This window comes from Moorella sp. E308F (genome assembly GCF_006538365.1).
GTDB lineage: Bacteria > Bacillota > DSM-521 > Neomoorellales > Neomoorellaceae > Neomoorella.
Map to the genome: position 1 here is coordinate 332,338 of NZ_BJKN01000002.1, position 24,446 is coordinate 356,783.

Consider the following 24,446-nt stretch of genomic DNA (forward strand, 5'->3'; position numbering starts at 1 on the left):
AATTGCTGTAGGGGTGTAGCTCAATTGGTAGAGTAGCGGTCTCCAAAACCGTTGGTTGCGGGTTCGAGTCCTGCCACCCCTGCCAACCAGATATATCAAAATTTATGGCCTCTAAAGGACCAGTTGGTGACCATGGTTCTTAGGAGGCCATATTATTTTAATTCTCTATCCTTCTCCCTGCCTTAAGGTGCCGGATGATAAGACCTGTTAGCGGGGTTTCTCCTGTCAAGCGGGTCGGAGCTATGCCACGCGCCCACTGCATGATTAATTTTCTTCCCCGGGTATTCGCAGCGCCCGTAAAATGTGCAATCAAATCGTTGATTTGGGTATTGCCTTGCCTTCCCAGTAAACAGCCGGCAACCCCGGCAGCCAGGCCGAGGAGAAACAGCAGCCGCCGGTGAGTGTTCACCCCGCCGGTGCTTCCAAACATCTTTTGCTCGAAGTTATAGCCTACCATCCTCGCCCTGGCAAGGACTGTATGCCCAGACCTATAGCTGCCAAGGTGCCGAAGGCCTGGGAAAGGACCGCAAAACTGGCGAGAAAGGTCCAATAGTTCATATTGCGGTCGATTCCCGGGCCTTTCTTGGGCTTACAAAACCGGAAGCAGACCGCATGGCAGCTTTAAATAGCATACCGGTCGTGCACTTTTCCCCGTTCTCGAAGGCTGCCTCGTCCGCGCTTGCGTTAAATGACACGAAAACCTTAGGATCGTAACTCTCGACGAGCTCGAAAACCGCGTTCTTTTATATCTTTTAGACTGGTCAATACCTTGTTTTCGCCTGGTCTTAAACTCCGTACCGGGGGAGCGGCTTTTCTTCCCACCGGTGTTCGAGCAAAGGCGCCTTGAAACAGTAAACGGTTACCTGATACCTCATCCGGTATGAACCTTCCTAAATAGAATTCTCAACCCAGAAGACTTTACCTTATATTTTACTGAGGATGTTAATCAACAAACCGCCAATTATAAGCATAATGGCACCACCGATCCGCGAAGAGATCTGCGCGAATGGCATTATCTCCATCCGTCGGGCAGCGCTCAGGATAGCCACATCTCCCGTTCCACCCATGTTAGCCATACACAACCCGGCGGTTATCGAGGACTCGATCTCGTAGAATCCGACGAGTTTTCCGGCATACCAGGTGCCAATGATAGCTCCCAGGACGGTTATACCTACTAACAAGAGATAAGCAGGCGTGAAGGCCTTAATGATATCGGCCAGGCTGGTGTACTTGACCCCAATGCCCACCAGCAGGACCCCGGTAAAGTTACTCATCACGAATTGGAACCAATAGTACGCGGCCGCCTCATATTGATGGGGGATCAACCCCAAAGCCTTCACCACCGCTACGGCAATGATCATCCACGCGAAGGCGTGGATTGAAGGGAAGAGCATCCCAAAGAATTGGCCTATGACAAAGAAGGTACCCGCCAATAACAAACCGGTGCCTAGCATCTCAAGCTTAAGGGCCGGTTTTTCGTCGGCCTTGATAATGGAATCGTCCGCCACCTTCATGAGCTGGCCATTACCCGTGTACTGGGGTTTGACCCGTCCCAGACGGTCGAGCAGGCCCGCGAATATAATCGCAAGGGCATTACCCAGGGCCACTGCTGGGATCATCATCGATAGGAGCTTGGCAGCATCCCCACCGGATGCGCCGGCGTAGATCTTAGAAAGGGGCACTGCTCCGGCGCCCATTCCGCCGCCCATTATAGGAATGCCTATGAACAAGATGGCCTCCCGCCAGCCGTAACCGGTAACGGCACCCACTATGCCCACCAGACCCAACGCGGCAACGACGCCGGCCAGGATAGCAGGAATGTAGCGGGCAAAGGCCTTCACCAGCAGTTTTCTGTTCATGCCAAGGATGGAACCGGTTATGAGGGAGGCAATATACCACTCCAGGAAACCCCAATCCTGCATAAAGTTGCCGATTAGGTCAGTGAGGGGTTTAGGTAAGATTTTAAAATGTACCAGAGCAGCGGTCCCGAAGATGATGACTATGGGGCCGCCCCCTAAGTAGGTGTTTATAATCGGGAAGCGGTTGCCCACCTCGTTAAAAATCGCCCCGAGGACAGCCATAAAGGCAAACGCACCAATGAGGTTAAGGGGAAGCAAAGTCTTCTTACCGAAAGTCCATAGCCCCGACATAAGGACGATAGCAGCAGCGATAGTAAAGTAATACCATGGCAGACCCAGAATAGTGAATGTGGCAACCTGTTTCCGTTCTTGGACTATCGCCATCGAAACCTCTTCCTCCTGCAGACAGAGTAATGTTGGTTTTTTAGAAAATATGAAAACTATATTCGTTCTCCCCTTTTTTCCACCTCCTTTTGAAGAAGTATAGCTCTGGGAAACAAAAATATTTTAAATAAATTATAAGCTCCTCCGCGCCGGCGGAGAAGCTTATTGGTCATATCGGTATTTTTGTTCATTTTGTTCGTCTTACTGTCTATTCTCGCCACTACCCTCGTTCCAGCGGTAGCGGTTCAGGGGCCTCCCTACGCTGCCGTATTCAGGTTCTGCAATCACGAGACCGAGGCCCAGCAGGTATTCCAAATAACGGCGGGCGGTGATGCGAGAAAGCCCTGCCATTTCAGCCACTTCCCGCGCGGATAAGGAGGATGGCGACCGGGACTTTAGTACCTGAATTACCAAATCCAGGGTCTTATCCTGCAGGCCTTTAGGAAGGTCCGGCCTGTTGGCTTCTGGTCTGGTCTCCAAGATCCGGTCCAGGTCTTCTTGTTTCAGCTCATTTGTCTTTAACTGCATTAACTGTCGGCAGCGGTTACGGTAGCGCTCCAATGCCTGCCGCAACCGCTCAAACCTGAATGGTTTAATAAGATAATCGACGGCGCCAAGCCACAAAGCTTCCTGCACTGTACTTGCTTCCTGGGCGGCTGTAACCACGATAACGTCTACAGGGACGGTAAGCTGGCGGAGCTGGCGTAGAAGGGTAAGCCCGTCTATCTCGGGCATAAAGATATCCAGTATAACTAGCTGCGCCCCGGTGTTCTGCACCCCTTCTAAGGCCGATTGACCGTCCTGGGCCGCACCTACCACCTGGAAACCCGGTACCGACTCTATGAACCGCCTGTGGATCTCCAGCACCATTGGATCATCCTCGACAATAAAGACGCCCACCGCCGTCATCAGTCTTCCACCCTTTCAGGCCAGGGTATGCGCACGCTGAACAGGGCTCCCCCCAAGGGTGATTGTCCCACCGTTATACTCCCGCCTAGATTCTTCACCAGCCTCTCCACCAGGGCCAGGCCGATACCCCGGCCGTTGCTCTTAGTAGAGAAACCGTTTCTAAATATTTCTCGGCGCAGCGAGGGCGGGACACCGGAACCGGAATCGGCCACGAGGATCTCTAGCTGCTCGGGGGAACTCTCTAACAAAACCTCTATACGCCTCCGGTCGGCCGGTAAAGTCAACACCGCTTCAAAGGCGTTCTCTATAAGGTTGGCCACAATAGTACAGATGTCGTTCTGGTCTATGTCCGGCGGAAGCCAGTCCACCCGGGTATTAGGCAGCACGACAAACTTTATCCCCAGCTCTCGCGCCCTGCCGCTTTTACCCAGCAACAATGCGGTAAGGGTCTCAGCCTTGATCCTCCGGTTGAGAAACAGGAGTAAATCCTGTTGGGGGTCTATTGCCTCCATGATATAGTTCAACGCCCTCTCATGGTCTCCGAGCTGCAGGAAGCCAGCAATGGTATGGAGCTTGTTGCGAAACTCGTGGGCCTGTGTACGGAGGGCTTCCGCGTAGCGCCGGACACCGCTTAGTTCATCGGCCATTTGTTTCACCTCAGTCCTATCGCGGAAGCTGGCCACAGCTCCGACTAACTCATCCTTCACCTTAATGGGCACTACGTTGCTCACGATCACCCCGAAGTTCGTCAACTGCTCCCGGTTTAGCTCGGCCAGCCCCGTCTTGAGCACCGCCAGCAACCTGGCGCCCGGTATAACCTTTTCTACGTTGCGGCCGATTACTTCGGGGTCGCAGCGCAGGATGCGCCGCGCATTATCGTTGACAAAGGTTATCCGGCCCTCTTTGTCTACCGTGACTAAGCCTTCGTGCAGGGAGGTCAAAATGGCTTCTCTTTCCTTCAAAAGTTTTGCTATTTCCGAAGGCTCCATGTTAAACATAATGGCCTTTATCCTTCTCACCACAAAATAGGAGCCTAAAACCGCAGCCAAAATCCCTACCACTAAGGCAAGGTAGACTTGCTTTAGTACCTTGCCTATCTGGAATTTTACGTCCTGGGCGAGAAATCCTACCAGAACGGCACCGACCTGCTGCCCCCTGTAATCATATACAGGGGCAAAACCTCGGACCGAAGTGCCCAAGGTACCCACGGCTACCGATACATACTCTTTACCCTGTAAGGCAGGACCTTCATCCCCGCCAACTACATGCTTGCCTATCCTTTCAGGAACCGGGTGAGAGTAGCGGATACCCTTATTGTCGAAGGTCACGATGAACTCAGCGCCCGTAGCCCGGCGGATGTCTTCCATCACTGGTTGGATGAATATGCTGCCGGAGGGCTGACCCAAATACCGCCGCAACACATCATGGCGGGCGACGGCGCGGGCCAGGTTCAGCGCTTGTCGCCCCACCCTTTCCTCAAGTTCGATCTTAACGGCCCTATTGACGATTAACCCGACCAGACCAAAGGCAAGCAATAAAACAGCCAGTAGCAGGGATAAGACCTGCCCTTGGAGGGTTGACGGTCTAAGGCGGCGCATGGGGATAAATCTCCTACCCTTATCCACAGATGGTGTCAGCCAGATGACTATTTATTATCGTTTTTCCGCGCAATTAGTCCAACTTAGAGGTATCAGGGAGGGTTAAATTATGCTTAACCCGCAATCCCTCCCTAATTTCTCCCCTTTTCCTCGCTTTTGTAAACGAGAAATCAGAGCCCCCTCCTGATGAGGGGGCTACAAGGTGCCTACTCTTCCTTTTCTCGCCTGGCTTCCTGGATAATCTTTTCGGCAATATTGGCCGGGACTTCTTCGTACTGGGCAAAATCCATTTTAAAGTGGCCGCGGCCCTGGGTGATAGACTTCAAGTTGATAGCGTAACGGTACATTTCTGCCAGGGGTACCTGGGCGCGGATTACCTGGTTTTTGCCCTTCGGCTCCATTCCAAGAATTCGTCCCCGGCGGCTATTTAAATCGCCCATGATGTCACCCATGAACTGTTCGGGCACGGTAATTTCAACGTTCATGATAGGCTCCAGCAGTACCGGCTTGGCCTGTTCGACGGCCTTGCGGAATGCTATCCCGGCGGCAATCTTAAAGGCCATTTCCGAGGAGTCGACCGTATGGTATGAACCGTCGGCCAGGTTGACCTTAATATTGGTAACCGGGTAGCCGGCCAGGATCCCTTCCTGCATGGCTTCCCTGATGCCCTTCTCTACGGCTGGGATATACTGCCGTGGCACGGCACCGCCGAAGATGGTTTCGGTAAACTCAAATTCCTTGTCGGGCAGGGGGGCCATGTCGATAAAGACATGCCCGTACTGGCCGTGACCGCCCGTTTGTTTCTTGTGCTTGCCTTCCACCCTGGTAACACTGGTGCGAATGGTTTCCCGGTAGGGTACCCTGGGTGTGCTCATTTCCACTTCGACACCGAATTTCCGCTGCAGGCGCTCCAATGTAATGTCCAGGTGGGACTCGCCCATACCGGTGAGAATGGTTTCCCTGGTCTCTGTATTTTTGCTCAGGCGCAGGGTCGGGTCTTCTTCCAGTAGCCTTGCCAGGGCATTGCTGAGCTTATCTTCGTCACCTTTACTTTTAGGTCTGATGGCTACAGGAAGGGTTGGTTCGGGGAAGTTGATTCCTTCCAGTTGGACCGGGTCGGCTTTGGCGCTGAGGGTATCACCGGTAGTAGTTACCTGTAATTTGGCAACGGCCCCCATGTCCCCCGGCCGCATTTCGGCCACGGCTACCTGGTTTTTGCCCTGGAGGGCAAAAAGTTGGCCGATTTTTTCTTCGCTTTCCCGGTTGGCGTTGTAAACACTGGAATCAGATTTCAGGATACCACTGTAAACCCGGAACATACTTAACCTGCCGACATAGGGATCGGCCAGGGTTTTAAATACCAGGGCGGCCAGGCTTTCCTTTTCCAGTTCGGCCGCTGTTTTACCGGCCACGTCTACGGGCGAAGGTAAATAGTCCACAATATAGTCTAGCAAGGGTTTAACCCCCATATTTTTCAGGGCTGAACCGCACAGGACCGGGACCACTTTTCCTTCGGCAATGGCTTTTTTAAGACCCAGGCGCACCTCATCCGGCGTAAGTTCCTCGCCTTCCAGGTATTTCATTAAAAGTTCGTCATCGCCTTCGGCCGCAGCCTCGACCAGGGCTTCCCGTAAAGAAGCAACTTCGTCGGCGTATTCCGCCGGGACGGGGCCCTCTTTTTCATTGCCGTTATCGTTATAGGTGTAGGCCTTTTGATTTAGAATATCGATGACACCGCTAAAAGTTTCGGCGGCTCCTATGGGTAGCTGGACGGGGACAATACGACCGCTCAAACGTTCCCGCATGGATTCTACGGCCTTCTGGAAATTGGCGTTTTCCCGGTCCATTTTATTAACATAGGCCAGCCGCGGCAGGTGACGGGCCTCGGCTTCTTCCCAGACAACCTCCGTCTGCACTTCCACGCCCGCTACGGCGCTGACAACTACCAGCACACTATCAACTACCCGTAAGGCACTTACCACATCGCCAAAGAAATCGCTGTAACCCGGCGTATCGAGGATATTTATCTTATGATCCTGCCACTCGGCAAAAGCGAGGGAGGTATTAATGGTTACCTTGCGTTTGATTTCTTCCGGGTGGTAGTCGGTTACGGTGTTGCCCTCGTCCACCCGGCCCAAACGCTTGGTGGCCCCGGTATTATACAGCAGTGCTTCCGTGAGGCTCGTTTTGCCGGCGCCGCCATGGGCTACAATGCCAACGTTGCGGATATTGGTACTGGGGTAAACCTTCATTAAATTAAGCCCTCCTCATCCTTCTGCTGTTAACGAAAACTTAACAAGGTATATATTAGCCTTCCTTTTGTAAAAATCCTCTTTTTCTACTCAAATATTTTTACGATAGGCAGTTTCTACTTTTCCCCACTTCTGGTTCTTCTAAACATTTACCGGCTGGCATAAGTTTAGATGGGGTGAAAGTATGCGTGCATCTATCTGGCAGGGTGCTGCTATTCTCATGCTGGCCAGCCTGTTAAACAGGATCGTCAGTTTTGCCTATCGCATCCTGGTGGTACGTTACATTGGTGCCGAAGGAATGGGCCTTTATGAAATGGTTTTTCCCTTCTATAGCCTGGTTTTAATGATCGCTACGGCCGGTGTGCCGGTGGCCCTGGCCAAGTTAGTAGCGGAACGAGTAGCCCTCCAGGCCTGGGGAAAGGTACGCAGTGTTTTCCGTCTCTCTTTATATTTTTTAACCGGTAGCGGGCTCATAGCAGCCTTAACTTTATGGTCCCTGGCTCCTTATCTAACTGGCAGGTTCTTCGCCGATACCCGGGTTTACCCGGCTTTTATGGTTATGTTGCTGGCCCTCCCTGTGGTCTGTACTTGTTCGGCCTTTCGTGGCTATTTCCAGGGATTGCAACTGATGCAGCCGGTGGCCCTGGCCCAGGTAAGTGAACAGGTGGTCCGCGTGGGTGCTGGTCTTTTCTTTGGCCTCCATTTTCTTCCCTACGGGGTGGCCATGGCTGCCGCCGGCCTGGCTATGGGTATGGTCCTGGGGGAACTGGCAGGGCTGGTTATAAGTATCGTTATTTTCTGGCAGGCGCTTTCCTACTATGAAGTTGCTCCCTACCAGGAAGGTTCAATGCAGGCCGATATCTTACCCCTGGCCCGCCTGTCCTTGCCAGTCATGCTGGCCCGGGCAGCCGGCGGGTTGATGTTAACCATGGAGGCCCTGCTGATCCCCCGCCAGCTGCAGCGTTGGGGAGTAAGTGTAGTGGAAGCAACGACAATTTATGGCCAGTATGCCGGCATCGCCCTGACCCTGGTTTACCTCCCTATGGTTATTACGGTGGCAGTTGCTATAGCTATGGTCCCGGCCATTGCTGAAGCCCAGGCCATTAAGGATTATGATCTTTTATCTAAACGCTGCCGGCAGGCTTTAAAACTTACGGTTTTAAGCGGTTTACCCTTTGCGGTCATCTTTTATCTCCTGGCTACACCACTTTGTGACCTCATTTTCTCTACCCCGGCAGCCGGGGTGGCCTTGAAAATGCTTGCCTGGGGCAGCGTTTTTATCTACCTCGAGCAAACTACCGTCGGCATCCTCAACGGCCTGGGGGCTATGCCCATCGTCCTCAGGACGACCGTTACCGGCGGGATTATTGATATTCTGGGAATTTATTTCTTTACTCCCTTGTTGGGGATTACCGGAGCTGCCCTGGGAGTGAACCTGGGTAGCGGGGTGACGGCTATTTTAAATCTCCTGGCTCTGTCCAGGTATACCCCTTTACGCCTGGATCTCCGGACATTTGTTTACTGGCCCCTGGTGGCCTCCTGCGGGCTGGTCCTGGTTACTTCCTTTATCTGGACGGTTCTCGCTGCTGTACCGGCAACCTGGCGTCTTATCCAGGCTATTGCCGGCGGCGGCTTGATCTATCTCTTAATCCTCCTTGCTTCTGGCGTGATTAACCCCACCCACCTTTATTTATTACCGTGGCCCGGCCACAAGCCTGGTAGATAGCTGCTTAATTCTTCCTGGAAGGCGTAATGGGTTAAATCTAGCTGCAGGGGTGTCAGGGAAATCAAGCCGCAACTCAAGGCACCGATATCGGTATCGGGACCCTGGTCAAGGTCCTCTTTCTCACCGGCCAACCAGTAGTAAGCCCGCCCGCGGGGATCTTTCCGGCTGCTGACGGTATTGACGTAACGCCGCCGGCCCAGGCGGGTGATGGCTATCCCCTTTATTTCAGCCTCAGGCAGGTGGGGAATATTCACGTTCAACAAAGTACCCTGCGGCAGCCCCCGCTTCAGTATTTCCCGGGCCAGACGAGCCGTGAAACTGGCGGCAAAGGTGAAATCAAACTCCTCTTCCCCTACCAGGGATACCGCCAGGGATGGAAGGCCGTTGATACAGCCTTCAATGGCTCCCGAAACGGTACCAGAATAAAGGACATCAGTACCCAGGTTTTCACCGCGGTTAATGCCGGAGACAACCAGGGCCGGTGGTTCCTCCAGGAGGGCATCCAGGGCCAGTTTAACGCAATCGGCAGGAGTGCCGTTAATGGCCAGACCCTTGCCGATGGGCTCTTCCCACGGAACTTCGGTAACCCGTAACGGTTTATGCATGGTTATACCGTGACCTATGGCGCTGCGTTCTTTTTCGGGGGCTACGACTACCACTCTGCCGATGGCCGTCAGGGCCAGGCTCAGGGCTTTGATACCAGGTGCATGGATACCGTCGTCGTTAGTTACCAGGATTAGCAATGTTACACCTCGTAAATGGACAGGGTCATGGTATGCCCATCTGTATCTTGGGACAGGCCGAACATCAGGTTATAATCCTTCAGGGTTTTATTTAATAAGTCAACAATTTTATATAATTCATCGTTGCTGGTAAAACTCTTGCTGACTAGCAGGCGCATGCAGGCCCATTCTCTCCTTTCTTTCTTCTTTACTGGCGGGAGTCAATCCCCAGGCCCGGTTGTAACATCCGGCGGCAGTTTCAGGCTCACCCATGGCCTCAAACAGGACGCCCAACAGTTGCCACCCATCGCTATGCCTGGGGTCAAGGCGCAACAATTCTTCTAGGACTTCCCGGGCTTCCTCTAACCGGCGTAGCTTGATCAAGCAGGCGGCATAATTTCGCCTAACCTGCAGGTCGCCCGGCTGGAGGGCCAGGGCCCGGGCATAGAGAGGGGCAGCCAGGTAATATTTACCAAGAGCTTCCAGACAAATGGCGGCATTATTGAGGACGGAGAAGTCCGCCGGTAACAGGCGCAGGGCCATTTCCAGGCATTCAATTGCTTCCAGCCAGCGCCGTCCCTGGGCCAGGGCAGCCGCCAGGTTGGCGATAACTTCCCCCTGTCGCGGGGCCAGGGCCAGGGACTGGTGATAAAAGTTGATGGCTTCTTCAGTACGGTTGAGCTGGGCCAAGCAGACACCTATGTTATTCAGTAGTTCGGCATCCCTGGCACCATACTGGCTGGCCCGCTGAAAATACCGGTAGGCCTCCTGCCATTGCCCCAGGCACTGGTAACAGAGCCCGGTATTAATTAAAATGTCCGCATCCTTGGGAGCAAGTTTCAGGGCTTTCTGGTAACAGGCCAGGGCTTCCTTGGCTTTTCCCATTTTAAAAAGACAATAACCCAGGTTGTTCCACCCGGCAGCGTACCGCTTCCTGGTATGAAGGATAGATTGATAAAGCCGGGCCGCTTCTGGATAGCGCCCCTGTTCCAGCAGCCTCCAGGCCTGCTCTTCTTTACTTAATGTTTCTTTATTGGAGAGGGCAACTGGCTGCTGGTCTCGTCTGTAAGCTGGATTTTGGACAGGACTGGACACTGTGCATCGCTCCTTTTCATATCCATCCTGTCCTTAATTTTTCGTCCTCCTTCATACCATATCCTTCCATAAATACCAAAAATCGTACGTCAAATAACGTCGCTACTCGACTTCCCCCGGTCTTTGGCAGCGCATTCACGACAGTATCCGAAAAATTTTAGCTGGTGATCGGTAATATGGAAACCGGTCTGCCGGGTTAAAATTTTTTCCAGGGATTCCAGCAGGTCATCATCAAACTCCTGGACCCGGCCGCATTCCAAGCAGATCATGTGGTGATGGTAGTGGGTTTCGTGCTGGTCCAGTTCATACCGGGTACGGCCATCACCGAAATTGATTTTCTGCAAAATATCAAGTTCGGCCAAGAGATCAAGGGTGCGGTAAACGGTAGCCAGCCCAATATCGGGGTAGCGTTCCTTGACTATATTATATACCTCTTCGGCACTCAAATGCTCGGCTGCATTCTCCAGGAAGGCCTTGAGTATCACCTGGCGCTGGGGGGTTACCTTATAATCCAGCTGGTGGAGCTTTTGACATATGGCATTGAAAGTATTTTCCATAAGTAACACCTGCAATCCTTTAGTCCCTGGCAGTAAAGGTTTCCATAAATCCCAGTCCGGAGACTTCTTCTTCCGGCCGGGTGGCCAGCCTTAGTTGCCCTTTAAAGCGGCAGTAAAGACCTCGTACCCCCTTGGCGGTAACTAATCGCGGGCCTAAAGCTGTTGTTTCTTTAATATCCAGCCTGATGAGGGGTGTAGTACCGGCCTGCAAGGAAAGTTCAGCAGGATAGCTCAAGTTATCCTTAGTTAGCTGTTCAAAAACCTGCACTTCCAGGTTGCCGGTGGCAGCCAGGATTTCTTTATGGCGTGCCAGGTAAAGGGCCCTTACGTGTTTACCACTGTAGAGGAGGTTGCCCCAGAAGTCGGCCCACAGGAGGGTATAGGCATCGGTATAATAACGCCCCAGGAGGGCTCCTCCTAAGGTCTGCGGTAAAGGGAAATTATAACGCCGGTGCTCAATATATCCCTGGCCGCTAAAGCTCTCCTCTTGTCCTGCCAGGACTATCTTGCCACTGACACGGGCGCGAGGTACCGGAACGGTCCAGAACAGGTATTTATTACCCTTCTCGCCGTAGTTAATCCGGCCGTGGCCCGGTTGCCAGCCAGGCAATTGGGGTTCATACTCTAACTCCAGCCCCGGCTCTCCTGATCGCCATTCCAGGCGGAAAAAGTTTCCTTCCTGGTAGATATGATTACCAGCCATGCGGACATCGAGGCGATCGGTGGCGGCCGTAAAAGGGGCAGTGACTTCCCGGGTAATTATTTCCTTGCCCGGTCGGGCCAGTAGGAGACGAGCTTTTCCTTCTTCACCGCAGACGGTAAAGAAAACGTTCAGGTAGGTACCTTCACCGTTGCTGGCTTCCCAGAGCCAACTCTCTTCCTCACCGACCTGGCCCTGGTAAGCATTGTCGGCTGCCGCCAGGGGTTTACCTGGTAAAGCGTTAAACTCCGTATCCTCCCAGAAAGAAAAGGTACTTTCACGCAAGCCCCTCCACTCCTTTCCTATTCACCAAGGGTATCCCATTTGCCACAGCGGCTGCCCCAGCGGGCAACTATACTACCTTCTTCTTCTATATTAACAATTTCACACAGGTTTGAACACCCCTGGCAGGTAAAACTGTGGGCCCGGAATTCTTCTTCGGCTACTTCGAAACCTTTAAATTTAGTTTCCCGGTTATTGTTGACGTAATCTCGAGCCAGGAGGGCGGCGCCCAGGGCTCCCATAACGGCAAAGTGGCGGGGCACGATTATTTCCTGTCCCAGGGCTTTACTGAAGGCGGCCCGGATACCGGCGTTGGCCGCTACTCCCCCCTGGAAAACGATGGGGGCGAGTATCTCTTTGCCTTTGGCGACGTTATTTAAGTAGTTGCGGACCAGGGCCTCACACAGGCCGCCAATAATATCTTCTATATTGTGCCCCATTTGCTGTTTATGAATCATGTCGGATTCGGCAAACACTGTGCAGCGGCCGGCAATGCGTACAGGATGCCGGGCCTTTAAAGCCAGTTCGCCGAAGTTTTCAATGGGAATCCCTAAGCGGGCGGCCTGTTGATCCAGGAAAGAACCCGTCCCGGCGGCACAGACGGTGTTCATGGCAAAATCGATCACTACTCCCTGGCGGAGAATAATAATCTTGGAGTCCTGGCCGCCGATTTCCAGGATGGTTTGTACCTCCGGTACTTCCAGGCGGGCGGCCACAGCATGGGCTGTAATCTCGTTTTTAACAATATCAGCGCCGATAATGGCCCCCGCCAGATAACGGCCGCTGCCGGTGGTACCGGCCCCAGCGATGCTCACGTCTCCCGGCAGGGTGGCCTTCACCCGGCGAAGGCCCTCTTTCACGGCCTGGATAGGCTGGCCGTGGGTACGTATGTAAAGACTGCTTAATACTTCGCCTGCAGCGGTAATGACAACGACGTTGGTACTGACGGAACCGACATCAATACCCAGGTAACAGGACTGCATTACTCCTGGCCTCCATTTGCTCGCGCCGCTGGCGCAAAAGATCGACAAAGGCTTCCAGCCTGGTTTCCACTCCGGCCCGGCCGGTCTGTTCGTCAATAGTCAGGCTTAAGATGGGAATGCCAAAGTCCCGGCTGATTCGCGGCAAAATACTTTTGGCTACTATTTCCGGAATGCAGGTAAAGGGTGCCAGCTGGATGACACCGTCAAAACCATTCCGGGCGTAAAGGATGGTTTCGCCGACGCTATTCTGGCCGTGTCCCCCGACAAATTGATTTAGATAAGGGTGGGCCAGCTGGCGCACGTCCTGGGCACCGTGGGCCAGAACGTCGGTGGCCGTGTACTGGGTCAGGTAAATAGAGCGGTGGGTAATAACCCCCATCTCTCCCAGGGTTTTTTCTATATCCAGATTCATAAAGGGCTCCAGCAGGACGTAAATTTCCCCGACAATACCCACCTTGAGGGGACGGCGGCCGGTATCCCGGGGAATATTTTGTAAAAGCTGCCGACATTCTTCCCGGGCAGCAGCTATTTCCTTCCGGCTCCGGGCTTGTTCCACTATTTTGAGACAGCTGTGGAAGGTACGGGTAGTTTCCCCTTTTTTTAATTCATAGGGGCGGATGCTGGTGGCCAGCTGTTCCAGCTCATCCAGGAGCTTTAACTTGGCCCAGGCACGGCGAACGACTTCCACAAAGGCCAGCCAGGAAAGGCCGGCTGTTTTGAGTACGCGCCTTAATTTGATAAAAAATGGCCATAAACCCGTCAGGGGGGGATCAAAAACAAAGATATCAAAGTTAAACCCCAGGTTGCGTAAAATCCTTTCGTGCATCATGCCGTACAGGCCAGCGCGGCAGGGACCTACTCCCCCGGAGGTAATGATTATCTCCGCCCCCCGTTCCAGGACTTCCAGGTAGGTGCCCAGGACCATTTTAAAGGGGATACAGGCATATTCCGGGGCATACGTAACGCCCCGGTCCAGGGTGGCGGGGCTGGGGTTGGGCGGGACGACGGCTTCGAAGCCCATATCTTCCACCAGCTGTTTGAAACCCAGGTAGGAATATCCCATATGGGCAAAGGACACCTTTTTCACCTGTTCCCCCTCCTCTGGTGCAGCATATCGACAAAGGCCTCCAGTCGGGTGGTTATACCGGCATCACCCGTTTGCTCATCAATGCTTACAGACATAAAGGGTAGTTGTCCACGACTTAACTTCCGTATGTCCAGTTCCATAATCTTATCCACCATGGCATCGGGGCCGCAACCGAAGGCAGTGACGTGAATGATGCCGTCTATATTTCCCTGGTGGAGATAATGATAGGTTGCTCCAAGAACCAGGTTGGAATAATGCCAGAAAAGGCGCTTGGGAAGGCGGCTGCTCAACCGGTAAAGCCTGGCCGGGTGGACCATTTCCATGGTCCAGACGTTCACGCCCATCTTTTTTAACTTGCCAATGATATCCAGGCTGATATATTGATCGTAAACCTGGTAGGGATAGCCCAGGACGGCCAGGTTCAATTTTCCCGGTTCCCTGATTGGAGCTTCAGCTGCCTCGCCCCGTAGTTTGGCCATGGCCTGCAGGGGCAGGTAACCTGCCAGGAGCAATTTCTGGTAGGCATGCTGGTGGTGCCTTCCTTCCAGGTAGGCAGACCATGCCTGCCGCAGGCTAAAACCCAGCAGTTCGGCCAGGCCCCGGCAGGTCGGCCATAAACCCCATAGGCCCCGGCCCGCATCGACCTGGAGATCGATGATGGGGGGCAGGTGGGGCAGGCTAGCACGCACCATATCCGGTAAACCTAAAAATTTGGGACAAAAAGTGGCGCGCTTACTTATCCTTACCATGCGCGGGATAAAAATGGCATCTACCTTATCTTTAAGGGTCAAGACGTGACCGTGGTAGAGTTTAATAGGAATGCAGGCATCGGCTACTGCTTCGCGGGAGCCGTCATCCAGGATAGCCTTGGTAGTAAGGGGTGACGTGACAATTTCGATTCCCAAACGGTTAAAAAAGGCTAGCCAGAAGGGAAAATGGCTGTAATACATCAAGGCTGTCGGGAAGCCAATATGTAACGCCAAAGAATTCTTCCTCCTGTTGAACTGTCCTACCTAGATTTCGACGTTCATTAAAAAAAACCTTCTGGGATTATAAAGAAGCAGGTATTTTCTTTAGGGGGCCGGCATAGGGTTTAGGTGAGACAAGAATGGGGTTCGGGGGTGGAAATTTTGCTGCGGGCTGTTTTGACAGGGTTACTTTATGCCATGTTAGCCGGTCTGGGTATGGCCACCTTGCTGGGGTTACTGCTGTATTTCACCCCCCTTTCCGAGGGACTGTTACCCTTGCTGGCCAGTATTACTGTAGCCCTGGCCGTCTTTTTTGGGGGGCTGCAGGCAGCAAGGATCGCCGCGGCCAGGGGGCTAGTCCAGGGGTTAGGGGTAGGCTTGCTCTTTTTCATAGTAACCCTGACTATGGGCTGGACCGGAGGGCCTCTAACCATTGGCGCTACCGGCCAGAAGCTGGGGCTTTGTCTCCTGGCCGGGGCCATGGGCGGGGTAGCCGGCATGGCCGGCCGTTAATTTAATGCCGGAAAGCTACCAGTAACCAGCAGAGGAGCCCCCCTGCCAGGAATGCAAGGCCGAAGATCAAGCGGAAACGCGGCCCCCCGTGTGGGGTAAAATAGACAGGCCATAGGGCCTGTTTTTCTTTGGGACGCATGAAATTCATTGTTACCCCTGCTCCTTGATATCCTGTATTTTCCATACACCTTGCTCGTTCAGAATGATAATTGTTTGGGGAACGGAAATGGTACCCTGCCGTGACGATACCCACTCGGCACTTCCCCGCACCCGGGCAATCCCAGTTTTAAGATCTACCTCCTGTTCTTTGATCAAGAAAAAAACGAACCGCAGGGACGGATCTTGCTGCCGGCGTTGCTGCCACCTCTGGAGCAGGGAGGTACTTTTCAGAGCAGTGCCAAACTCCCGGGTGACCAGGGTGGAAAGCTGATCCTCCCTTCCTGCGGCCAGAGCCTGGTAAAAGCTATAAATAACAGCAAAGGGTGCCGGCTGTTGACTGGCCGGAGCCAGGGCCGGCAGGGCAGGTTCTGCCTTATTTTTTTCGCTAAAGGAAAACCACCCCCAGGTCAGCACGATTCCCAGAATTAAACCCAAAGCGAAATATTTACAAAGCCTCATTCTCAATCCCACCTCCATGGTTAATTGTAATGGTGGGACCGGCCTTTTATGCTAAAAAAGAAGAGAGGTTGCCCCCTCATTCCTGGTGTAAAAATTTTTTTAACAGGCGTTTCAAGAAGGACGGTAAAGGAATAAAGTAAACCCGCATGCCATTCACCTCGCTCCAATCTTGCCTCCGTAAATGGATGTGGGAAGTGGGAGGTTAGGGGTGGGAGACTAGTAGAAACTGGCTACGCCAGTTTCGGATTCAAAGCTTGTCGCACCCCCTACTTTCTCCCGTTCGGCTCACGGTGGTCCGCCGCCATGAGTCGTTCCTCTTTTTAATTATAGTATTAAGGAGGCAACTAAAAAGTGCATATCAGGTGTGAGCAGGCGGGTTAAACCAGGTTGCGAGCCTTGCAGGGAGTTCAGCCGGTGTCACTTCAGCTGTGGTAACCGGCGGCAGGGATTGGAGGAAGTGGCGTCCGTAGCGCTGGGATAGGAGGCGCTGGTCGAGGACTACCAGGGCGCCGCGATCGGTAGAACTCCGGATCAGGCGACCAAATCCCTGGCGGAAACGGATTACAGCCTGGGGCAAGCTTAAAGTTGTAAAGGGATTTCCTCCTTTAGCAGCCAGATGTTCCATGCGAGCGGCCAGAGTCGGCATGCCGGGAGAGGGAAAAGGCAGGCGGGGAATAATTACACAGCGCAGGAGATCCCCCGGAAGATCGATACCTTCCCAGTAACTGTTGGCCCCCAGGAGGACAGCCCGGGGTGTTTGCCGGAATTCTTCCAGGAGCTGGGAACGACCGCCATCAATCCCCTGGGCCAGGACGCTAAAATCGCTGTCAGCCAGCATAGTGCTCAAGATGTTGTACATATCGCGCAAGAAACGGTGGGAGGTACAGAGGATCAGGGTGCGACCGCCCACGGCAGGCAGAATCTGCTTTATCACCGGCGCAATAGCTGCGGCGTAAGCACTGTCATTAAGCTGGCCGGGGTTTGGGAGGCCCCTGACGGTACACACCAGGGCCTGGGAACGGTAGTCAAAGGGCGAGGCCACCTGGCAGGTAGTGATCTGCCCGGGAGGTAACTCCGTTAATCCCACCTGTTGCTGGTAAAAATCAAAGGTATTATCAACAGTTATAGTAGCCGAGGTTAAAATTACGGCTTCTTTTCGGGCAATGAGCAGTTCTGCCAGTAAAGGCCCAACTTCCAGGGGGGCCAAACGTAACGTATACTGGCCGGCATTATTTTTTTCCAGCCAGCTAACGTATGCTTCCGGGTCGGCTTCGAGAATTTCCCCCAGATCATGGCTGTACTGGGCAAAGATGTTGCCCAGGTTGGTGGCATCAGCCGCCATTTCTTCAGCACCGGCAGCGTAAAGCAATTCCGCCAGGCGACCCAGGCGACCGGCCAGGCTGTTCAGCGTCTCCTCCAGGTGACCAAAGATGCTTAGCAAGGTGTCCCAGGCCGGCGTTTCCTTCAAGCGGGCCGTGAAGCGTAAAGTGGAGTTACTATTTTCCCATAGGGCCGCCACACTTAATTGCGCCAGGCCATCCCAGAAGGCTTGCCATTCATGATGAACCCGGACAACGGTACCTTCCAAATCTTCAAGCAGGGGCAACAGTTCGGCGTTTCCTTCCCCGGTTAAACGGCGAGCAAGGTTCCAGGCCCGTCCTAAAAAGCTAAAGTTACTACTTCTACCTCCCAGGCGCTGGAGAAAAAAGTCACAACTGGCCTGCCGGACCGAAATGCCCAGGTGTTCGGTGGCCGCTTCTTCCAGGTGATGGGCTTCATCAATAATGAGATAGGGATAATCGGGCAGAACCTGGTTGTTTAAGCGGACATCACTTAAAAGCAGGGAATGATTTAAAATTAAGATATTAGCAGCTTCAGCCTCCCGCCGGGCAGCATTGACAAAACAGCTGTCATTAAAGGGACAGCTGTTACCGGCACAGGTGTCTTTATCAGCGGCCAGGGCAAGCTTCAAAGATTCCTCTTCCGGTTTCAGCTTCATTTCGCTCCAGTCTCCGGAAGTAGTCAGCTTGAGCCAGCGCAGTACCCTGAGAATAAAATGGCGTTCTTCTTCCCCTGGAGGGGGGTTATGCTGGTAATCCCTGAGTTTACGCCGGCAGAGGTAGTTATTGCGCCCCTTGGCCAGGGCGGCCTTGAAGGGGAAAGGAAGGATTTCCTTTAAGAGGGGCAAGTCTTTATGCCAGAGTTGTTCCTGGAGGTTTATAGTATGGGTGGCAATGGCTACTCTCCTGCCCTGGCGGCAGGCCCAGTAAATGGCCGGCAGGAGATAGGCCAGGGATTTGCCCGTACCTGTTCCGGCTTCAACAATGAGATATTGATTCCTGCTCAAAGCCGTAGCTACGGCTTTGAGCATCTCTGCCTGCTGGGGGCGGTATTCATAACCGGGGAGTTTACTGGCCAGCAGGCCCCCTGGAGTCAGGAGGGCGGCTATTTCGTCCGGGCTGAAGTCGGGAATTACCGGCGGTGATGCCTGAAGTTCCTCCAGGGCAAAGAGCCCGGTGGCGGCCACCTCGGCCGGGGCCGCCGGGATGGATTCGGCGGCCAGGGCTGCCTGAAACCAGGGCTGCAGGCCGGCCGGAGCCAGCTTGAGCAGGCTGGTTAATAGATGCTTATCCAGGGCCAGGGTAGCCCGCCAGAGGGTATGCAGCAGCTGGACGGTGGCCAGTACGTCTCCCAGGGCGCGGTGGTGTTCGGTTACTTCGAGGGAAAATTTTTGGCTTAAAAACTCCAGCCGGTAGGATGGCAGGCAGGGATAGAGTATACGGCTCAAGGTTAAGGTATCCAGCAAGGGGCGGTGCCAGGCAGTAGTACCCAGTGCCCGGTTTAAAAAAGCCAGGTCGAAATTGCCATTGTGACCGGCGGGAATAGCCTCACTCATAAAATCCAGCAACCCGGGGAGGATTTCTGTCAAACGGGGGGCTTCGCGGACCATGGCGTCATTGATACCGGTGAGCTTCTGGATATAGGGCGGTATCGGCCGGCCGGGATTGACCAGGGTATGCAACTGGCCGGTTATCTGGCCTTTCTCCAGGCGGACGGCGGCAATCTCAATGATCTGGTCCTGGTTTGGGTCCAGGCCGGTTGTCTCTACATCCAGGACGACATAAGTATGAGGTAGCACTTCCCAGCACTTCCTTTTGCGGGGCTGATTAGCCCAGTCTAACCAGGGGCTGGCCGCTGGCTACGTTACTACCGGTCTGGACCAGGACCTCCTGGACAACTCCCCCGGCTGGAGCCTGGATTTCATTTTCCATTTTCATGGCTTCGATAATGAGCAGGACCTGACCGGCAGCTACTTTCTGCCCCGGTTTAACCCTTACTTCTACTACCGTACCCGGTAAAGGCGATGTAACAGTGCGGTTATCCTGGGGTAAGGGGGGTCGCGGGGAAAGGCCGGCCTGGTAGAGAGGAGGCGTTTTCTTCACGGGAGCTTTCATTGCCGAGCGTAAATGATCAAGTGCCCCACCTACCTCCTCCACTTCGACGCTAAAAGTTTCCCCATTAACAGTAACCTGAAAATGACGCTTCAACCGGCCATCCGCCTCCTTACTAACGCCAGCGAACTATGCATTAGCTCCTGCCGCCCGGCCAGGACCCAGCGTCTGGTGTTCCTGTTCAAAGGCCGGATGGCCGTGATTTGCCAGCCGGTTTCCGCTGACATATATACAGCTATGGCAGCGGTAATGGCGGCGACGATTTCCGGGGCAACTGCTTTATCTAAAACAATTTGCTGGTAAGAAACGACCACAAAATATCACCTGCCCTGAAAATAAATACAGTTAAACGGGAAAATTACCGTGTTTCTTAGCCGGGCGGCTTTCCCTTTTATTAAGTAAAGTTAACAGGACCTGGACTAGATGCCGGCGAGTGAGAGCCGGGTCAATGACGGCATCCACCAGGCCCAGGCCGGCGGCTACATAGGGGTTGGCAAATTTCTCCCGGTATTCGGCTATTTTTTGCCGGCGTACCTCAGGCGGATCGGCGGCCTGGCTGATTTCCTGGCGGAAGATAATATTTGCCGCCCCTTCGGGACCCATGACGGCAATTTCCGCCGTCGGCCAAGCTACCACATGATCAGCCCCCAGGGAGCGCGAACACATGGCCAGGTAGGCACCGCCGTAAGCCTTGCGCAAGACCAGGGTTATTTTCGGAACGACGGCTTCGGCAAAGGCATACAGCAGTTTGGCCCCATGGCGGATAATGCCGCCCTGCTCCTGGTCGACTCCGGGTAAATAGCCGGGGGTATCGACCAGGGAAAGCAGAGGAATGTTGAATGCGTCACAGAAGCGGACGAAACGAGCGGCTTTATCGGCAGCATTGATATCCAGGCAGCCGGCCAGGTGCCGGGGTTGATTGGCAACAATACCTATAGTATACCCGCCCAGGCGGGCCAGGCCGATAACTATATTGGTTGCAAATTGAGCCTGGATTTCCAGAAACAGGCCGTCATCTACCACCCCGTGGATTATTTCTTTGACGTCATAGGGTTTATTGGGATCGACGGGGACCTGATTGCGTAAATTGGGGCACTGCCGGTCAACCGGGTCATGGCTGGGTACATAGGGCGGATCTTCCAGGTTGTTACCCGGGAGGTAGCCGAGCAAGGTTCGGATTAAATGCAGGCAATCTTCTTCTGTAGGAGTATAGAAATGGGCTACCCCGCTTTTCATGGCATGGGTGGCAGCCCCGCCCAGCTCTTCCGGCGTTACCTCTTCGCCGGTAACGGCTTTGATGACCTGAGGCCCGGTAATGAACATTTGGGCCGTATGATTGACCATGAAAATAAAGTCCATTAACCCTGGCGAATAGACGGCACCGCCGGCACAGGGTCCCATAATGGCAGCAATCTGGGGGATAACGCCGGAAGCATGGGTATTGCGGCGGAAGATTTCCCCATAACCATTGAGGGCCGCCACCCCTTCCTGGATGCGGGCACCGCCGGAGTCATTTAAACCAATAATTGGCACCCCTGTCTTCAAGGCCAGGTCCAAAACTTTACAGATTTTGGCGGCATGCATTTCCCCTAAAGAGCCGCCCATGACGGTAAAATCCTGGGCATAGACATAAACCTGGCGGCCGTTGATGGTACCGGAGCCAGTAACTACCCCTTCCCCTGGTGTTTCTATATTTTGCATGCCAAAATCTGTGGCCCGGTGGCGGACAAATTGGTCCAGTTCCAGGAAACTGCCCGGGTCCAGCAATAATTCGATTCTTTCGCGGGCCGTTAGCTTGCCAGCAGCATGCTGCCTGGCGATGCGTTCCTCACCGCCGCCGGCTAAAATTACTGCACGCCTGGCTTCAAGGTCGGCCAGCCTGGCTTTAATATCTTCACTCAATTAATCTATCCCCCTTATTATTCCCTACCTCCTTATATTACCAGGTAATAAGGGCAGCTTGCAAGTCCTGCCTACAAAACTTTCAATCCATCTTCCTGGCTATAGCTTGCCCTGGCGCTCCCACAAACTACCCTGAACAGCAAGAGCACAACTTTTTAACTATTACCGGAAATGATTATAACCACCGGGGTTTAAAGGCAATCTCTTTCCCTCAATGATAATGGTAATACCCTCAGCGGCCGGAACCACATTGCCGATGGGGGTCACGGGGGTCTGGCAGGCTTCGGCTATGGCTTTCTGGACGGCAGCTACTTTGTCCGGCCGGCAGGTGAGGAGGAGCTCGAAATCTTCACCTCCGTAGAGGGCATAATCCAGAGGATCTTTTTGGTAAATAGCGGCCAGCTGCCTGGTGGCCGGGGCGATGGGCACGGCAGCGGCTTCCAGGGTAATGCCTACACCAGAGGCCTGGGCAAGGGTATATATTTCAGCTACCAGGCCATCGCTGATATCATCGGCTGCCGTTATTCCCCCTGCTGGCAGGGCGGCACGAATTTCAGCTACCCTGGGGGTGGGCCGGAAGTGGCGTTCCCGGGCGAAGGCCACGGCCTCCGTTGGAGCCGGGCGCGGTGAGAGCAGGGTATCCAAGCCGGCAGCCGACCCGCCGAGATCGCCCGTTACCAGCAGGACATCCCCCGGCCGGGCGCCGCTGCGGTAGAGACAGGCTCCCTCTTCTACCCGCCCCAGGATGGCCAGATTTATAACCATGGCCCGGGGGGAAGATACGGTATCGCCGCCGATTATATTGACCCCAAAACGCTGGCCGCATTCCCGTAAGCCCGCGTAAAGCTCGTCCACAAACTCCACCGGCTGCTCCGGCCTTAAACCCAGGGAAATAAGGGCCTGTTCTGGTATACCACCCATGGCGGCAATATCGCTCACATTTACCGCCATGGTTTTGTAGCCTATTTCCCGGGCCGTAGCCGTGGCCAGGGTAAAGTGGATATCTTCCACCAGCATGTCCGTAGAGGCCAGGGTCAGGTAACCTCTTTCTCCTTTTAAAACCGCAGCATCATCACCGATACCCATAATGACCTTATCCGGGACAACTACAGCTCCGGCTTTCAGGCGTTCGATGAGGCCAAACTCGCCGATAGTTTTCAAATTCATGGCTTATTCCCGTCCCCTTTTTCTGGCTATCTATATATTGCCACAGGGACAGGACGGGTGCAAGCCTTCCGTGCTGGGACACGGAAGGCCGCCGGTTTGAATATGCTTCCTTAAACTGGTAAAACCTCAGTTTTGCTGCTGTCCTGAGGTTGATAATAGTTGCTGTAATAATGATAGAATATCCTGGAGGCGTTCCTTGATGAAGGTGTCTTCCGGATCCAGGTCATGGGCGGCCCAGTAACTGGCTAGAGCCGGGGCAAAACGGCCATGGTATTCATGGATGACTCCCAGGGCCAGCCGGGCTTCCAGATCCCGGGGGTCATTTTCTACCCGGCGCAGGTAGGATAGGTATTTTTCTTCATCTTCAAGGAGGTCCTGGTGAAAAAAGACGCTACCTATTTTAACCCGCCAGGTACAGCTATTATCCTGGACTTCAAAGGGACAGGTGCAACTAAAACGAATACCGCGGTTTTGTAAGGCTTTTCGAAAATAGCGGCAGAAGGCGCAGCGGCCGTCATAGCCCAGGCCCTGGATAGCCAACTCATTACCTTCCAGATTGATGCCGGCACAGGTGGGTATGCGCTTCCGGGTCAGGTCCAGGTAATAGGCAATCGTTTTTCTCTCCCCGGCGTGCCTGGGCTTGCAATTAATCCGGCAGATCGTAGGGTTGCCACTGGTGACAGCCATTATTTCTCTCCCCGTTCCTGTTATATCCTATTGCCAGGAAGGGAGAGAAATGACTACTAATTCGTAGAGGTGGTATTTGCCCCTGGCAGGCCTGGCAAGGGGGGATTACCTTTTATTTGTGCAGGCAGTAAAGGGAGGGCAACCAGCCTAACTTCCCGGCCAGAGCCGGGTACTGGGGCGCTGCAGCCCCCAGGGCCACCATAATGGCTTCCATGGCATTGGCCGCCGGGCTGAGACCATCGATGACAGGCGTTGTTGCCAGAAGCCAGGCGGCCCCGCGCCGGCGCAGGAGTTCCTGGTCGGCAGGCGTAGTGCCGCTGGTAATAATTACCTTGCCGGCCAGAGAAAGAGGTAAATGATGACGGATAAAATGCCAGTCCCCGGCAATAATTTTTACCCTGGCGAAGAGATGGCGGTAACGGGGATGAGATTTTTCCTGGTCAAGGCCCAGGGGGTAAAGGTAGGCCAACGGTAAACGGGCCAGGAGGGGCATGGTTAAATAACCCAGGATCATGAAAGTTGATAAAGGAAAACCCAGGGGAAGTTTTAAACCAAAAGCGGCATCCCCCGCCAGGACGGGATAGCCGCTTGCCTGTAAAGCCCGAGCCAGCCAGAAGCGGTCCAGGACGGAAACTACCAGCGCCCTGCTACCGGTGGGTAAAAAAGCCAGCCGGCTTATGGCCCGGGGCTCTATCCATTGTTTCCAGCCTGAGCCATCCACCAGGGGGGTCTCTTTAACCTGGCGGGCTAAATACCGGCCTGCCGGGCAGGGATAACACCGCAAACCCAGGTGGTAGTTAAAATTGGCGCCACCAAGCCCCAGGGCATCCACCCGTCCATCCAGTTTTTTAAGAAGGCGGGCTGCCAGGTCTAGGCGGCCATTGCAGCCGCGCCGCTCCAGGAGGATTGTCTCCTGGCCGCAGTTCAGCTTTACCTGGTAATCCCTGCTATTAGTACCCAAACTGATGCTGACTACATGCTTGAT

General features: G+C 53.9%; 23 protein-coding genes and 1 tRNA gene. 3 read left to right on the top strand and 21 right to left on the bottom strand.

Annotated features, from left to right (window positions below; translation table 11 throughout):
- The first annotated feature begins 9 nt into the window (after window positions 1-9).
- Window positions 10-85, top strand: a tRNA-Trp gene (locus E308F_RS08030).
- A gap of 72 nt (window positions 86-157) precedes the next feature.
- Here E308F_RS08030 and E308F_RS16880 read toward each other — a convergent pair.
- The 5 genes from E308F_RS16880 to fusA all read right to left on the bottom strand — a co-directional run bounded on the left by E308F_RS16880 (window position 158) and on the right by fusA (window position 7,002).
- Window positions 158-550, bottom strand: coding sequence for a triphosphoribosyl-dephospho-CoA synthase (locus tag E308F_RS16880; RefSeq protein ID WP_256369525.1), 393 nt, complete (start codon window positions 548-550; stop codon window positions 158-160).
- Window positions 551-923: 373 nt separating this feature from the next.
- Window positions 924-2,243 carry a 2-hydroxycarboxylate transporter family protein gene (locus E308F_RS08040; protein ID WP_141264428.1) on the bottom strand — a complete coding sequence of 440 codons (1,320 nt, stop codon included), beginning with the start codon at window positions 2,241-2,243 and terminating at the stop codon, window positions 924-926.
- A 201-nt stretch (window positions 2,244-2,444) separates the two neighbouring features.
- The gene (locus E308F_RS08045; protein WP_141264429.1) at window positions 2,445-3,152 is read right to left on the bottom strand and encodes a response regulator; all 708 of its coding nucleotides are present in this window, start codon (window positions 3,150-3,152) and stop codon (window positions 2,445-2,447) included.
- Window positions 3,152-4,750, bottom strand: coding sequence for an ATP-binding protein (locus tag E308F_RS08050; protein ID WP_141264430.1), 1,599 nt, complete (start codon window positions 4,748-4,750; stop codon window positions 3,152-3,154). The genes E308F_RS08045 and E308F_RS08050 overlap by 1 nt, the downstream gene beginning before the upstream one ends.
- 206 nt (window positions 4,751-4,956) lie before the next feature.
- Window positions 4,957-7,002 (bottom strand): elongation factor G, encoded by a 2,046-nt coding sequence (gene fusA, locus E308F_RS08055; RefSeq protein WP_141264431.1) that lies wholly within the window; start codon window positions 7,000-7,002, stop codon window positions 4,957-4,959.
- Window positions 7,003-7,186: 184 nt separating this feature from the next.
- Between fusA and E308F_RS08060 the strand changes: the two genes are divergently transcribed.
- Window positions 7,187-8,728 carry a putative polysaccharide biosynthesis protein gene (locus E308F_RS08060; RefSeq protein ID WP_141264432.1) on the top strand — a complete coding sequence of 514 codons (1,542 nt, stop codon included), beginning with the start codon at window positions 7,187-7,189 and terminating at the stop codon, window positions 8,726-8,728.
- On the opposite strand, the gene surE is transcribed toward E308F_RS08060, so the two are convergent.
- The 8 genes from surE to E308F_RS08100 form a co-directional block, all read right to left on the bottom strand.
- Window positions 8,689-9,471, bottom strand: coding sequence for a 5'/3'-nucleotidase SurE (surE, locus tag E308F_RS08065; protein WP_141264433.1), 783 nt, complete (start codon window positions 9,469-9,471; stop codon window positions 8,689-8,691). The two genes, E308F_RS08060 and surE, sit on opposite strands and share 40 nt — an antisense overlap.
- A 2-nt stretch (window positions 9,472-9,473) precedes the next feature.
- Window positions 9,474-9,629, bottom strand: a complete 156-nt coding sequence (locus tag E308F_RS08070) for a YpmA family protein (RefSeq protein WP_141264434.1) — start codon at window positions 9,627-9,629, stop codon at window positions 9,474-9,476.
- Window positions 9,589-10,545 (bottom strand): tetratricopeptide repeat protein, encoded by a 957-nt coding sequence (locus E308F_RS08075; RefSeq protein ID WP_141264435.1) that lies wholly within the window; start codon window positions 10,543-10,545, stop codon window positions 9,589-9,591. Before E308F_RS08075 ends, E308F_RS08070 begins: the two co-directional genes overlap by 41 nt.
- Window positions 10,546-10,634: 89 nt before the next feature.
- Entirely contained in the window at window positions 10,635-11,102 is a 468-nt protein-coding gene (locus E308F_RS08080) for a Fur family transcriptional regulator (protein WP_141264436.1), read from the bottom strand.
- A 19-nt stretch (window positions 11,103-11,121) separates the two neighbouring features.
- Window positions 11,122-12,087 (bottom strand): hypothetical protein, encoded by a 966-nt coding sequence (locus E308F_RS08085; RefSeq protein WP_141264437.1) that lies wholly within the window; start codon window positions 12,085-12,087, stop codon window positions 11,122-11,124.
- 17 nt (window positions 12,088-12,104) lie between these two features.
- Window positions 12,105-13,067, bottom strand: a complete 963-nt coding sequence (locus E308F_RS08090) for an acyl-CoA dehydratase activase (RefSeq protein WP_141264438.1) — start codon at window positions 13,065-13,067, stop codon at window positions 12,105-12,107.
- Window positions 13,042-14,154, bottom strand: a complete 1,113-nt coding sequence (locus E308F_RS08095; RefSeq protein WP_141264439.1) for a 2-hydroxyacyl-CoA dehydratase — start codon at window positions 14,152-14,154, stop codon at window positions 13,042-13,044. Before E308F_RS08095 ends, E308F_RS08090 begins: the two co-directional genes overlap by 26 nt.
- Window positions 14,151-15,137, bottom strand: coding sequence for an acyl-CoA dehydratase activase-related protein (locus tag E308F_RS08100; protein WP_141264440.1), 987 nt, complete (start codon window positions 15,135-15,137; stop codon window positions 14,151-14,153). Before E308F_RS08100 ends, E308F_RS08095 begins: the two co-directional genes overlap by 4 nt.
- A gap of 114 nt (window positions 15,138-15,251) precedes the next feature.
- Here E308F_RS08100 and E308F_RS08105 point away from each other — a divergent pair, with 114 nt between their 5' ends.
- Window positions 15,252-15,635, top strand: a complete 384-nt coding sequence (locus tag E308F_RS08105) for a TIGR04086 family membrane protein (RefSeq protein WP_216364492.1) — start codon at window positions 15,252-15,254, stop codon at window positions 15,633-15,635.
- Window positions 15,636-15,785: 150 nt separating this feature from the next.
- Here the strand turns inward: E308F_RS08105 and E308F_RS08110 are convergent, their stop codons facing one another.
- From E308F_RS08110 to E308F_RS08145, 8 genes are all read right to left on the bottom strand, one after another.
- Window positions 15,786-16,253, bottom strand: coding sequence for a hypothetical protein (locus tag E308F_RS08110; RefSeq protein ID WP_141264442.1), 468 nt, complete (start codon window positions 16,251-16,253; stop codon window positions 15,786-15,788).
- A gap of 358 nt (window positions 16,254-16,611) precedes the next feature.
- A complete protein-coding gene (locus tag E308F_RS08115; protein ID WP_141264443.1) occupies window positions 16,612-19,392 on the bottom strand; it encodes a helicase C-terminal domain-containing protein in 2,781 nt (926 codons plus the stop codon).
- Window positions 19,393-19,420: 28 nt separating this feature from the next.
- A complete protein-coding gene (locus E308F_RS08120) occupies window positions 19,421-19,801 on the bottom strand; it encodes a biotin/lipoyl-containing protein (protein WP_141264444.1) in 381 nt (126 codons plus the stop codon).
- Window positions 19,798-20,019, bottom strand: coding sequence for a hypothetical protein (locus tag E308F_RS08125; protein ID WP_141264445.1), 222 nt, complete (start codon window positions 20,017-20,019; stop codon window positions 19,798-19,800). Before E308F_RS08125 ends, E308F_RS08120 begins: the two co-directional genes overlap by 4 nt.
- A gap of 31 nt (window positions 20,020-20,050) precedes the next feature.
- Window positions 20,051-21,607: an acyl-CoA carboxylase subunit beta gene (locus tag E308F_RS08130; RefSeq protein WP_141264446.1), complete on the bottom strand. Its 1,557-nt coding sequence runs from the start codon at window positions 21,605-21,607 to the stop codon at window positions 20,051-20,053.
- A 162-nt stretch (window positions 21,608-21,769) separates the two neighbouring features.
- Window positions 21,770-22,774, bottom strand: a complete 1,005-nt coding sequence (thiL, locus tag E308F_RS08135; RefSeq protein ID WP_141264447.1) for a thiamine-phosphate kinase — start codon at window positions 22,772-22,774, stop codon at window positions 21,770-21,772.
- A gap of 126 nt (window positions 22,775-22,900) precedes the next feature.
- On the bottom strand, window positions 22,901-23,461 hold the full coding sequence (locus E308F_RS08140) for a tetratricopeptide repeat protein (RefSeq protein WP_141264448.1): 561 nt from the start codon (window positions 23,459-23,461) through the stop codon (window positions 22,901-22,903).
- 112 nt (window positions 23,462-23,573) lie between these two features.
- Complete coding sequence (locus tag E308F_RS08145; RefSeq protein ID WP_141264449.1) at window positions 23,574-24,422, bottom strand: quinate 5-dehydrogenase; 849 nt, start codon at window positions 24,420-24,422, stop codon at window positions 23,574-23,576.
- Window positions 24,423-24,446 lie beyond the last annotated feature (24 nt).

Coding starts and splice junctions, on each gene's coding strand:
- E308F_RS08140 (WP_141264448.1), bottom strand. CDS start 23,461: ATGGCTGTCACCAGTGGCAACCCTACGATCTGCCGGATTAATTGCAAG.
- E308F_RS08050 (WP_141264430.1), bottom strand. CDS start 4,750: ATGCGCCGCCTTAGACCGTCAACCCTCCAAGGGCAGGTCTTATCCCTG.
- thiL (WP_141264447.1), bottom strand. CDS start 22,774: ATGAATTTGAAAACTATCGGCGAGTTTGGCCTCATCGAACGCCTGAAA.
- E308F_RS08045 (WP_141264429.1), bottom strand. CDS start 3,152: ATGACGGCGGTGGGCGTCTTTATTGTCGAGGATGATCCAATGGTGCTG.
- fusA (WP_141264431.1), bottom strand. CDS start 7,002: ATGAAGGTTTACCCCAGTACCAATATCCGCAACGTTGGCATTGTAGCC.
- E308F_RS08040 (WP_141264428.1), bottom strand. CDS start 2,243: ATGGCGATAGTCCAAGAACGGAAACAGGTTGCCACATTCACTATTCTG.
- E308F_RS08080 (WP_141264436.1), bottom strand. CDS start 11,102: ATGGAAAATACTTTCAATGCCATATGTCAAAAGCTCCACCAGCTGGAT.
- E308F_RS08110 (WP_141264442.1), bottom strand. CDS start 16,253: ATGAGGCTTTGTAAATATTTCGCTTTGGGTTTAATTCTGGGAATCGTG.
- E308F_RS08070 (WP_141264434.1), bottom strand. CDS start 9,629: ATGCGCCTGCTAGTCAGCAAGAGTTTTACCAGCAACGATGAATTATAT.
- E308F_RS08060 (WP_141264432.1), top strand. CDS start 7,187: ATGCGTGCATCTATCTGGCAGGGTGCTGCTATTCTCATGCTGGCCAGC.
- E308F_RS08090 (WP_141264438.1), bottom strand. CDS start 13,067: ATGCAGTCCTGTTACCTGGGTATTGATGTCGGTTCCGTCAGTACCAAC.